The sequence below is a fragment of the Pseudocitrobacter faecalis genome (assembly GCF_965231525.1).
Classification (GTDB): Bacteria; Pseudomonadota; Gammaproteobacteria; order Enterobacterales; family Enterobacteriaceae; genus Pseudocitrobacter; species Pseudocitrobacter faecalis.
The window spans coordinates 1,138,011-1,149,009 of record NZ_CBDDNJ010000002.1; the positions used below are offsets into that span (position 1 = coordinate 1,138,011).

Consider the following 10,999-nt stretch of genomic DNA (forward strand, 5'->3'; position numbering starts at 1 on the left):
TAAGCGAAGCGCATCAGGCGAAGGCATCGCGATTAATCCGCGCGGCCCATATAGCGTTTTTCTTCAATATGAATACGGATTTTTTCACCTGCGCTCAGGTATTCAGGAACCTGAATAACGAGGCCGGTGGTCAGCGTAGCGGGTTTGTTGCGCGCGCTGGCAGAAGCACCTTTAATACCCGGTGCCGTTTCAACGATTTCCAGATCAACGGTCTGCGGCAGTTCCAGCGCCAGCAACTGACCGTCCCACAGCAGCACCTGCATATCCGGCATGCCGCCTTCAGGAATAAACAGCAGCTCTTCTTCAATCTGATCTTTGGTGAAGGTGTACGGGGTATAGTCTTCTTTATCCATAAAGACGTACTCGTTGCCATCAACATAAGAGAAGTCAACAAAGCGGCGGTTCAGAGTCACGGTATCAAGCAGATCGTCGCCTTTAAAACGTTCTTCGACTTTCAGACCGGTGCGGACATCAGAGAAACGCATTTTATACAGCGTTGCAGCGCCACGGGCGCTCGGTGACTGAATATCAATATCTTTTACAATCAGCAGTTTGCCGTTGTAATTCAGCACCATACCTTTCTTAATTTCGTTCGCTCTTGGCATTGCAATTATCCTGTGTACAAGGGTGTCAAAAATATCGCGTAAAAGTACTCGCGCCGGGCCTTTCAGGCAAGAGGAATTGAAGGGTTTTGCTATCTTCCGCTAAAAGGTGTTACTGTGCGCGCCATTGCGCCCCTGATAAGAGTCTACATTATGGAATGTCGCCCGGATTGTGGGGCCTGCTGCACTGCGCCGTCTATCTCCAGCCCCATCCCTGGCATGCCGAACGGCAAGCCGGCTAACACTCCCTGCGTACAGCTTGACGAGCGTCAGCGATGTAAGATTTTCACCTCGCCGCTGCGGCCTAACGTCTGTGCCGGACTTCAACCGTCCGCGGAGATGTGCGGCGCGAACCGCACAGAGGCAATCACATGGCTTTTGACCCTTGAAACGCTAACGGCACCTTAAACGTCTTTAATTCTGACCAGACAGCCAACCGCACAAACGCACAGAACCAGCGCTATCCAGAACACCGTATGGTAGTTCCAGATTTCCGCAACAACGCCCGCCAGCGAACCGGCGATAATCCAGCCCACGCGTGAAGTGTTGGCATAAAGCGTTGTCGCTGACCCCGCCTGGCCCGGCATCAAATCCTGAAAGTAGAGCATTCCGATGCCGCCAAGGATCCCAATGTAGATCGCATTCAGCACCTGCATTGCCAGAAGCAGCATGGGGTTATGGAAGGTCAGCATACCCGCGTAGAACAGCAGTCCGGCGACGGCGGCCAAACGCATCAGAAAGCGTTTACCCAACCTCTTAGCAAAATATCCGGCAATAAGCATTGTCGGTATTTCCAGGCCGGCCGCCGTCCCCATCATTACGCCAGCCAGTTTTTCAGGCAGATGCAGCTCATTAATAATGTAGAGCGGCATGTTGATGATATACAGGCTGTTGGTTCCCCACATCAGCGTGCAGATGGCGAACAGCAGCAGGGCGTCTTTTCGGTTGGTTCGCGGCGCCTGAATCGCGCCGCTGATCATCACTTTCTCTTTGCGCATGGTGGGGAGGAATAGCCAGACCATCGCGCCGCAAACAACAAATGCGCCAGCGGCTGCCAGGTACATCGTCGTGAAACCAAACCCCATTGCCAGCGCGTAGGACAGCGGCGGGCCAATAACCCAGGCCAGTGAGACTTGCGCACGCATGATGGAACTGAACATTACCGCTTCGCGTCCCGTTTTATCGGCATGTTCGCGAGCAAGCGCGAACATCTGCGGGTTAGCGGTAGAGCCAAAGCTACTAAGGAACACGCCGACAAACAGAAGAATAAAGTAGTTGCGATTCCAGGCGAAAAGAATGCACGCCATCACCCCAAGCAGGCAGCAAAAGACAATCAGGTTTTTACGATCGCCGCGTTTATCTGACCAACTGGCCAGAAACTGGCTGACGAAAATGCCGATGACCGCGCTACCGGTAAAAAAGAAACCCACCATCGCCGGGCGAACGTGGACTTCATTGCTCAGAAACAGGCTCAGGGTCGGCGTTTGCAACGCCCCGGCGATACCGGTTAAAAACGCGACAATCAGAAACGACGATGAGGTGAGATCAAACGGACGTCGAGGAACGGCGGCGGAACTGTTGTGCATATCTCTTTATCGGTAGCGTGACAGGAGGCGGGAGTTTACGTCGCCACTCAGAAAATGAACAGTCATCTACATCAAATTCCGCACAAAAAAATTAAAAAGCTATTTCAAAATAATTCTCACTCAAGCTGACGTTTGCTGACGCTGTAAAAATCAGCCGATTTACGCGTCAGCAGTTGTGGCATTAATGCTAATAAAATGTGCTGTAGATCTAACTTTAAACATCAGAAATTCAACTTATCTTGCAGGGTGGTCAAGAAAGGGACAGACTCCATTGAAACGTTTCAGCGTCATCTGACCTTTCTTTCGGCATAAGGTGACGCCTTTTTTCTCATGTTAGCTGAAACGATTCAATTCAGCAGGAGAGGAGAACCATGTTCCAGTTATCTGTTCAGGATATTCATCCCGGTCAGCAGGCCGCGGATAAAGAAGAGGCTATTCGGCAGGTTGCTTCAGCACTGGTCAGTGCAGGCAACGTGGCGGAAGGTTACGTCGCCGGGATGCTGGCGCGTGAGCAACAAACGTCCACTTTCTTAGGCAATGGCATCGCCATTCCGCACGGCACCACCGATACGCGTGACCAGGTGCTGAAAACTGGCGTCCAGGTTTATCAGTTCCCGCAGGGCGTGACCTGGGGCGAAGGGCAAACGGCGTATGTGGCTATCGGTATTGCCGCAAGCTCAGATGAACACCTTGGTCTGCTGCGTCAGCTGACGCACGTGCTGAGCGATGACTCGGTTGCTGAACAGCTGAAAAGCGCCACCACGGCGGAAGAGCTGCGTGCATTGCTGATGGGCGAAAAGCAGAGCGAATCGCTGAAGCTTGATAACGATACGCTGTCGCTGGATGTCGCGGCAAACGATCTGGTGACGCTGCAGGCGCTGAACGCCGCGCGTCTGAAAGAGGCCGGAGCGGTCGATAGCGCTTTTGTCGCCGATGCGATTAACGAACAGCCGTTGAATCTCGGTCAGGGTATCTGGCTGAGCGATGGTGTTAACGGCAACCTGCGTAGCGCCGTGGCGGTGAGCCGTGCGGCAAGCCCGGTTAGCGTGGGCGAATCTCAGGCTGCCATGTTGATTACCGTGGCAATGGCGGACGATCAACCGACAGCCGTGCTCAGCCGACTGAGTAATCTGCTGCTGGAAAATAAAGCTGAACGTCTGCTGAAAGCCGATGCGGCTACCCTGCTGGCGCTGCTGACCAGCGACGATGCGGCAGCGGAAGACGTCTTAAGCGAAGAGTTTGTGGTGCGCAACGAGCATGGCTTACATGCCCGTCCGGGTACCATGTTAGTCAATACAATCAAACAGTTCAGCAGTGATATCACCGTCACCAACCTTGATGGCAGCGGTAAACCGGCGAACGGTCGTAGTTTGATGAAAGTTGTCGCGCTCGGCGTGAAGAAAGGCCATCGCCTGCGCTTCACCGCTCAGGGGGACGATGCTCGTCAGGCACTGGACGCAATTGGAGAGGCGATCGCCTCTGGCCTCGGGGAGGGCGCATAAATGAGCAGACGCGTTGCAACAATCACACTAAATCCGGCCTACGATCTGGTTGGCTTCACGCCAGAAATTGAGCGTGGCGAAGTTAACCTGGTACGCACTACCGGCCTGCACGCCGCGGGTAAAGGGATTAACGTTGCAAAAGTGCTGAAGGACCTGGGCATCGATGTCACCGTCGGCGGCTTCCTCGGCAAAGACAACCAGGACGGTTTTCAGCAACTGTTCAGTGAACTTGGCATCGCCAACCGTTTTCAGGTGGTGCAGGGGCGTACCCGCATTAACGTGAAGCTGACGGAAAAAGACGGTGAAGTCACCGACTTCAACTTCTCCGGTTTCGACGTGACTGCCGCAGACTGGGAACGTTTTGTGAACGACTCCCTGAGCTGGCTGGGGCAGTTCGACATGGTGTGCGTCAGCGGCAGCCTGCCGGCAGGCGTCAGCCCGGAAGCGTTTACAGACTGGATGACGCGTCTGCGCAGCCAGTGTCCGTGCATCATTTTCGACAGCAGCCGTGAGGCGCTGGTGGCGGGCCTGAAAGCCGCGCCGTGGCTGGTGAAACCGAACCGTCGCGAACTGGAAATCTGGGCAGGTCGCAAGCTGCCGGAAATGAAAGACGTGATTGACGCGGCTCACGCTCTGCGTGAACAGGGTATCGCTCATGTGGTGATTTCCCTCGGCGCGGAAGGCGCGTTGTGGGTGAATGCCTCTGGTGAGTGGATCGCTAAACCGCCTTCAATGGAAGTGGTCAGCACCGTGGGTGCAGGGGATTCCATGGTCGGTGGCCTGATTTACGGCTTGCTGATGCGTGAATCCAGCGAGCACACACTGCGTCTGGCGACGGCAGTAGCGGCACTGGCCGTTAGTCAGAGCAACGTCGGCATTACCGACCGTACCCAACTGGCGGCCATGATGGCGCGCGTTGACTTACAACCGTTTAATTAACAGCAGGAGAGAAATCATGAGAACGCTGCTGATTATTGATGCCGGACTCGGACAGGCTCGCGCCTACATGGCGAAAACCCTGCTGAGCGCGGCGGCACAAAAAGCAAAGCTCGAACTGATTGATAACCCGAACGATGCGGAACTGGTGATTGTGCTGGGATCAGCCTTACCAACAGACAACGCTCTGGTCGGAAAGAAGGTCTATCTCGGTGATATCAATCGCGCAGTCGCGCATCCAGAACTGTTCCTTGGCGAAGCGAAAGGTCATGCGCTGCCTTACGAAGCACCGGCTATCGCGGCACCGACAACCTCTGGCGCGGTCAAACGCATCGTGGCGGTCACCGCGTGCCCGACAGGCGTAGCACATACTTTTATGGCGGCGGAAGCAATTGAAACCGAAGCCAAAAAACGCGGTATGTGGGTGAAGGTTGAAACCCGCGGCTCCGTGGGCGCAGGCAATGCCATCACCCCGGAAGAAGTTGAGCAGGCCGATTTGGTTATTGTGGCGGCGGATATCGAAGTGGATCTGGCGAAGTTCGCCGGTAAACCGATGTATCGCACCTCGACCGGCCTGGCGCTGAAGAAAACGGCGCAGGAGTTTGATAAAGCCCTGGCCGAAGCGAAGCCGTATCAACCGACCGGCCAAACCCAGGCCGCGACCAGCGCGAAGAAAGAGGGCGGCGGCGCTTATCGCCACCTGCTGACCGGTGTTTCTTACATGCTGCCGATGGTGGTGGCGGGCGGCCTGTGTATCGCGCTCTCCTTTGCCTTTGGTATCAAAGCGTTCGAAGTACCGGACACGCTGGCTGCCGCGCTGATGCAAATCGGCGGTGGTTCAGCCTTTGCCCTGATGGTTCCTGTTCTGGCGGGCTTCATTGCCTTCTCAATTGCTGACCGTCCTGGCCTGACGCCGGGTCTGATTGGCGGTATGTTAGCCGTGAGCACCGGTTCAGGCTTCATCGGCGGTATCATCGCGGGCTTCCTCGCCGGTTACGTGGCGAAAGCCATCAGCACGAAGCTGAAACTGCCGCCGAGCATGGAGGCGCTGAAACCGATTCTGATCATTCCGCTGATCTCCAGCCTGATCGTTGGCCTGGCGATGATCTACCTTATCGGTAAACCGGTTGCCGGTATCCTGGCGGGTCTGACGCACTGGCTGCAAACCATGGGCACGGCGAATGCCGTTCTGCTGGGTGCCATTCTCGGCGGTATGATGTGTACCGACATGGGTGGCCCGGTGAATAAAGCGGCGTATGCCTTCGGCGTCGGTCTGCTCAGTACACAAACCTACGCGCCGATGGCAGCAATTATGGCCGCGGGCATGGTGCCACCGCTGGCGATGGGCGTTGCAACGCTGGTTGCGCGCAACAAGTTTGATAAAGGTCAGCGTGAAGGCGGTAAGGCGGCGCTGGTGCTGGGTCTGTGCTTCATCTCTGAAGGGGCAATTCCTTTCGCAGCGCGTGACCCGATGCGTGTTCTGCCATGCTGTATCGTTGGCGGCGCAATCACCGGCGCTATCTCCATGGCGGTAGGCGCAAAACTGATGGCGCCGCACGGCGGTCTGTTTGTTCTGCTGATCCCTGGCGCAATCACTCCGGTTCTGGGTTATCTGCTGGCGATTGTGGCGGGTACGCTGGTGGCAGGCTTGTCCTACGCGGTGGTGAAACGTGCTGACGCGGAAGGGGTCGCGAAAGCGGCGTAAGCGTGCTTAAACGATAAAAGGGCCGAATCTTCGGCCCTTTTTTACATCAGGCTTCCGCCGTTTCAGTTTGCTGCGCTTTCAGCCACGCAATCTCTTCAGCCCAGATATCCGGGTTTGTGGTTTCCAGAATTAGCGGAATACCGTCAAAACGGTTGTCCTGCATAATCCAGCGGAAGGCATCGTGGCCGATATTGCCTTCACCGAGGCTGTTATGGCGGTCGACGCGGCTGCCGAAGGCGCTTTTCGCATCATTGAGGTGCATCCCGCGCAGGTAGTTAAAGCCCACGATACGCTCAAATTCGGCAAAGGTTTTTGCACATTCGTCAGTCGTACGCAGATCGTATCCGGCGGCAAAGGCGTGGCAGGTATCAATGCAGACGCCGACGCGGGATTTATCTTCCACACCGTCGATGATGGCCGCCAGATGTTCGAATTTAAAGCCAAGGTTGCTGCCCTGACCGGCCGTGTTTTCAATCACCGCGGTCACGCCTTCGGTTTGCGCCAGCGCGATGTTGATGGATTCAGCGATACGCGCCAGGCACTTATCTTCATCAATTTGCATCAGGTGGCTGCCGGGGTGGAAGTTCAGCAGCGTCAGGCCAAGCTGCTGGCAGCGGCTGAGCTCATCAATAAAAGCTTCGCGAGATTTTTCCAGCGCCTCTTCCACAGGGTGACCGAGGTTAATCAGATAGCTGTCGTGGGGGAGGATCTGCGCGGCGGTGTAGTGATATTTTTCGCAGGCCGCTTTGAAATCATCAATCACTTCGGTTGTGAGAGGGGCGGCGCGCCACTGGCGCTGATTTTTGGTGAACAGGGCGAAAGCGGTCGCTTCTAATTCTGCTGCACGAATGGCGGCGTTGGCTACGCCGCCGGAGGCGCTCACGTGCGCTCCAATGTATTTCATAACGACTCCTGTTAAACCCGCCAGAGGAGGGGAAAGCAAACCGTAATCATAGCGGGTTAACAGGGAGAAGTCGTGATGGATTATGCCATCAGGGCGTGAACCGCAAGGTTGATAGCGCCACCGCCGACGATTAACCAGATGAACAGCACCAGCGCCATCAGCATCGGTTTTGCACCGGCTTTTTTCAACGCGCTCACGTGGGTGGTTAAGCCCAGTGCCGCCATCGCCATTGCCAGCAGTACTGTATCCAGCGTCACCAGCACATCCACTACGGCTTTCGGCAACAGGTGGAAGGAGTTGAAAATCGCGACCACAATGAACAGCACCGCAAACCAGGGGATAGTGATTTTACTTTTCTGACCGCTGCCCGCCGGAGCAAGCTGCTTCACGCGCGCTGCCAGAATGAGCAGGAACGGAGCCAGCATCATCACACGCAGCATTTTCGATATCACCGCCGCGTTTTCCGCATCCGGGTTAATCGCATGACCCGCAGCAACCACCTGCGCCACTTCGTGCATGGTTGAACCAATATAGATACCGTAGGTTTCCGGGGTGAACCAGTGCGCCAGCAGTGGGTACATCGCCGGGTAAAGGAAAATAGCCAGCGTACCGAAGATAACGACGGTCGCGACTGCTACGGTCACTTTACTCGCTTCTGCTTTTACCACCGGTTCCGTCGCCAGTACGGCTGCCGCACCACAGATACTGCTACCCGCACCAATCAGCCAGCTGGTTTGTTTATCCAAACCAAATACCTTTTGCCCCAACCAACAGGCCAGTAAAAAGGTGCTGGTCAGCGTGAGGGCATCGGTGGCAATCCCGCTGACGCCCACTTCAGCAATTTGCGAAAACGTCAGGCGGAAGCCATAAAGAATGATACCGAGCCGCAGCAGGTGCTGTTTGGCAAACAGGACGCCGCCGTCGCAGGACTGCCAGATTTTAGGGTAAACCGTGTTACCGATGACCATCCCCAGCAGGATAGCCAGCGTTAATGCACTGAAGCCTGCGCCTGAAATAGCGGGAATACCCCCGGCCCACAGTGCCGCCCCGGTGATCACCGCGCTAAGCGCCAGCCCGGGGAGATAGTGTCTTACAGTACGATGAGGTTCGCGTAATGTGATTTCTGCCATAACCTTCTCCTTTGTCTGGGCAAAAGATTACGCCGTGCTGGTTTAAAGATAAAATTGATTATATATTTATAATTAATCGTAATAACTGGTAAGCACCGATTTAACGGGCAGGAAAGATATGCATATCACGCTGCGACAGCTTGAAGTGTTCGCGGAAGTACTTAAAAGCGGTTCCACCACCCAGGCCTCGCAGATGCTGGCGCTGTCACAGTCTGCGGTCAGCGCGGCGTTAACCGATCTCGAAGGGCAACTGGGCGTGCAGCTTTTTGACCGCGTCGGTAAACGGCTGGTGGTGAATGAGCACGGACGTCTGCTTTATCCGCGCGCGCTGGCGCTGCTGGAACAGGCAACTGAAATTGAGCAACTGTTCCGGGAAGATAACGGTGCCATCCGCGTCTACGCCAGTAGCACTATAGGTAACTATCTCCTGCCGGAAATGATTGGTCGCTATCGCCGGGATTTTCCTGATTTGCCGATTGAGCTCAGCGTCGGCAACAGCCAGGATGCTATTAATGCCGTGGCGGATTTTCGCGTGGATATCGGTTTTATTGAGGGGCCGTGTCATTCAGCAGATATCGTGGCGGAGCCTTGGCTGGAGGATGAACTGGTGGTGTTTGCCGCACCGGATTCGCCATTGCTGGAAGGGGAGGTGACCCTCGCGCGTTTGTCGGCGCAGCCGTGGATTTTGCGTGAGAAAGGCTCCGGTACCCGCGAAATCGTCGATTATCTGCTGCTTTCGCATTTGCCGCAGTTCCGCCTGGGGATGGAGCTTGGCAACTCAGAAGCCATCAAACATGCGGTGCGCCACGGGCTCGGCATCAGTTGTCTGTCCCGTCGGGTGATTGCCGAACAGCTGGAAAGCGGAAAACTGGTTGAGGTGACGGTGCCGTTACCGGGCCTGAACCGTACGCTGTGGCGCATTCATCATCGGCAGAAACATCTGTCTAATGCGTTACAGCGTTTTCTCTCGTACTGCACCATCTCATAGAGGTCGCCAGCTGGCGAGAAACTCGCCAGCCACAGCATGTACTGCTTTACTTATAATTGGCCGCTAATCATGAAGGTCTCTTATAACTGCGCATTTCTGCCAGATGATGCGCTTATCGTCTGCTACAATCGCGCCTCAATTTTTGGATGGACAGTATTTTCACATGGGTTCCGAAACTAAAACCACACAAGCGCCCGCGCTCCGTCGCGAACTCAAGGCGCGTCACCTGACGATGATCGCCATTGGCGGTTCAATCGGTACAGGCCTTTTTGTCGCATCAGGCGCAACCATTTCCGCAGCAGGCCCCGGCGGGGCGTTATTCTCCTATATTCTGATTGGCCTGATGGTGTACTTCCTGATGACCAGTCTGGGCGAACTGGCGGCATACATGCCGGTTTCCGGTTCGTTCGCCACTTATGGTCAGAACTATGTTGAAGAGGGCTTCGGCTTCGCGCTGGGCTGGAACTACTGGTACAACTGGGCGGTGACAATCGCCGTTGACCTGGTCGCCGCACAACTGGTGATGAGCTGGTGGTTCCCGGATACGCCGGGCTGGATCTGGAGCGCTGTGTTCCTGTGCGTTATTTTCCTGCTTAACTACATCTCTGTTAAAGGCTTCGGCGAAGCAGAATACTGGTTCTCGCTAATTAAAGTCGCCACCGTCATCATCTTCATCGTTGTGGGTGTAATGATGATTATTGGCATCTTCAAAGGTGCACAGCCTGTGGGCTGGAGCAACTGGACAACCGGCGATGCGCCGTTTGCCGGTGGCTTGTCGGCGATGATTGGCGTGGCGATGATTGTCGGTTTCTCCTTCCAGGGCACCGAGCTGATTGGTATCGCGGCGGGGGAGTCTGAAGATCCAGAGAAAAACATTCCGCGTGCGGTGCGTCAGGTGTTCTGGCGAATCCTGCTGTTCTATGTGTTCGCCATTCTGATTATCAGCCTGATTATTCCGTATACCGATCCGAGCCTGCTGCGTAATGATGTTAAAGACATCAGCGTCAGCCCGTTCACCCTGGTCTTCCAGCACGCGGGTCTGCTCTCAGCGGCCGCGGTGATGAATGCCGTTATCCTGACGGCGGTACTGTCGGCGGGTAACTCCGGGATGTACGCATCCACGCGTATGCTTTATACCCTGGCGTGCGACGGTAAAGCACCGCGTATCTTCTCGAAGTTGTCAAAAGGCGGCGTGCCGCGTAACGCGCTGTATGCAACTACGGTGATTGCGGGCCTGTGCTTCCTGACCTCTATGTTTGGCAACCAGACCGTTTACCTGTGGCTGCTGAACACCTCCGGGATGACAGGCTTCATCGCCTGGCTGGGGATAGCCATCAGTCACTATCGCTTCCGTCGTGGTTACGTGATGCAGGGCAATGATATTAACAATCTGCCGTACCGTTCCGGGTTCTTCCCGCTGGGGCCGATCTTCGCGTTCGTCCTGTGTCTGATTATCACCCTGGGCCAGAACTATGAAGCGTTCCTGGCCGATACCATCGACTGGGGGGCTGTTGCCGCGACTTATATCGGTATTCCGCTGTTCCTGATTATCTGGTTCGGTTACAAGCTGAGCCGTGGAACACGCTTCGTTCGCTACAGCGAAATGCACTTCCCGGAGCGCTTTAAGAAATAATTAGCGCTCTGTC

At 55.4% G+C, this 10,999-nt stretch carries 10 protein-coding genes; 6 read left to right on the forward strand and 4 right to left on the reverse strand.

Annotation, left to right across the window (positions count from 1 at the left end):
- Positions 1-32: 32 nt before the first annotated feature.
- The gene (yeiP, locus tag ACOXYR_RS05965) at positions 33-605 is read right to left on the reverse strand and encodes an elongation factor P-like protein YeiP (RefSeq protein WP_015963720.1); all 573 of its coding nucleotides are present in this window, start codon (positions 603-605) and stop codon (positions 33-35) included.
- 150 nt (positions 606-755) lie between these two features.
- Between yeiP and ACOXYR_RS05970 the strand changes: the two genes are divergently transcribed.
- Positions 756-1,010, forward strand: coding sequence for a YkgJ family cysteine cluster protein (locus ACOXYR_RS05970; RefSeq protein ID WP_421355545.1), 255 nt, complete (start codon positions 756-758; stop codon positions 1,008-1,010).
- Here the strand turns inward: ACOXYR_RS05970 and setB are convergent.
- Complete coding sequence (gene setB, locus ACOXYR_RS05975) at positions 1,007-2,188, reverse strand: sugar efflux transporter SetB (RefSeq protein ID WP_113857292.1); 1,182 nt, start codon at positions 2,186-2,188, stop codon at positions 1,007-1,009. The genes ACOXYR_RS05970 and setB overlap by 4 nt on opposite strands.
- Positions 2,189-2,559: 371 nt before the next feature.
- Here setB and fruB point away from each other — a divergent pair, with 371 nt between their 5' ends.
- Genes fruB through fruA form a run of 3 tightly spaced genes read left to right on the forward strand, consistent with a single transcriptional unit; the run spans position 2,560 to position 6,331 of the window.
- Positions 2,560-3,690, forward strand: coding sequence for a fused PTS fructose transporter subunit IIA/HPr protein (gene fruB, locus ACOXYR_RS05980; RefSeq protein WP_421355511.1), 1,131 nt, complete (start codon positions 2,560-2,562; stop codon positions 3,688-3,690).
- Positions 3,691-4,629, forward strand: a complete 939-nt coding sequence (gene fruK / locus ACOXYR_RS05985; protein ID WP_108473649.1) for a 1-phosphofructokinase — start codon at positions 3,691-3,693, stop codon at positions 4,627-4,629.
- Between the two features lie 16 nt (positions 4,630-4,645).
- On the forward strand, positions 4,646-6,331 hold the full coding sequence (gene fruA / locus ACOXYR_RS05990; RefSeq protein WP_189622784.1) for a PTS fructose transporter subunit IIBC: 1,686 nt from the start codon (positions 4,646-4,648) through the stop codon (positions 6,329-6,331).
- 46 nt (positions 6,332-6,377) lie between these two features.
- On the opposite strand, the gene nfo is transcribed toward fruA, so the two are convergent.
- The gene (gene nfo / locus ACOXYR_RS05995; RefSeq protein WP_015963726.1) at positions 6,378-7,235 is read right to left on the reverse strand and encodes a deoxyribonuclease IV; all 858 of its coding nucleotides are present in this window, start codon (positions 7,233-7,235) and stop codon (positions 6,378-6,380) included.
- 80 nt (positions 7,236-7,315) lie between these two features.
- Complete coding sequence (locus ACOXYR_RS06000; protein ID WP_189622785.1) at positions 7,316-8,365, reverse strand: YeiH family protein; 1,050 nt, start codon at positions 8,363-8,365, stop codon at positions 7,316-7,318.
- A 118-nt stretch (positions 8,366-8,483) separates the two neighbouring features.
- Here ACOXYR_RS06000 and yieE point away from each other — a divergent pair, with 118 nt between their 5' ends.
- Both yieE and ACOXYR_RS06010 read left to right on the forward strand, forming a co-directional pair.
- Positions 8,484-9,353, forward strand: a complete 870-nt coding sequence (gene yieE / locus ACOXYR_RS06005; protein WP_015963728.1) for a DNA-binding transcriptional regulator YeiE — start codon at positions 8,484-8,486, stop codon at positions 9,351-9,353.
- Positions 9,354-9,516: 163 nt separating this feature from the next.
- Complete coding sequence (locus ACOXYR_RS06010) at positions 9,517-10,986, forward strand: amino acid permease (protein ID WP_108473657.1); 1,470 nt, start codon at positions 9,517-9,519, stop codon at positions 10,984-10,986.
- Positions 10,987-10,999: the final 13 nt, after the last annotated feature.

What these genes read in the sequence shown, in the direction of transcription:
- ACOXYR_RS06010 (WP_108473657.1), top strand. Translation starts at nt 9,517, where the DNA reads ATGGGTTCCGAAACTAAAACCACACAAGCGCCCGCGCTCCGTCGCGAA.
- ACOXYR_RS06000 (WP_189622785.1), bottom strand. Translation starts at nt 8,365, where the DNA reads ATGGCAGAAATCACATTACGCGAACCTCATCGTACTGTAAGACACTAT.
- setB (WP_113857292.1), bottom strand. Translation starts at nt 2,188, where the DNA reads ATGCACAACAGTTCCGCCGCCGTTCCTCGACGTCCGTTTGATCTCACC.
- fruB (WP_421355511.1), top strand. Translation starts at nt 2,560, where the DNA reads ATGTTCCAGTTATCTGTTCAGGATATTCATCCCGGTCAGCAGGCCGCG.
- yeiP (WP_015963720.1), bottom strand. Translation starts at nt 605, where the DNA reads ATGCCAAGAGCGAACGAAATTAAGAAAGGTATGGTGCTGAATTACAAC.
- yieE (WP_015963728.1), top strand. Translation starts at nt 8,484, where the DNA reads ATGCATATCACGCTGCGACAGCTTGAAGTGTTCGCGGAAGTACTTAAA.
- fruA (WP_189622784.1), top strand. Translation starts at nt 4,646, where the DNA reads ATGAGAACGCTGCTGATTATTGATGCCGGACTCGGACAGGCTCGCGCC.
- ACOXYR_RS05970 (WP_421355545.1), top strand. Translation starts at nt 756, where the DNA reads ATGGAATGTCGCCCGGATTGTGGGGCCTGCTGCACTGCGCCGTCTATC.
- nfo (WP_015963726.1), bottom strand. Translation starts at nt 7,235, where the DNA reads ATGAAATACATTGGAGCGCACGTGAGCGCCTCCGGCGGCGTAGCCAAC.
- fruK (WP_108473649.1), top strand. Translation starts at nt 3,691, where the DNA reads ATGAGCAGACGCGTTGCAACAATCACACTAAATCCGGCCTACGATCTG.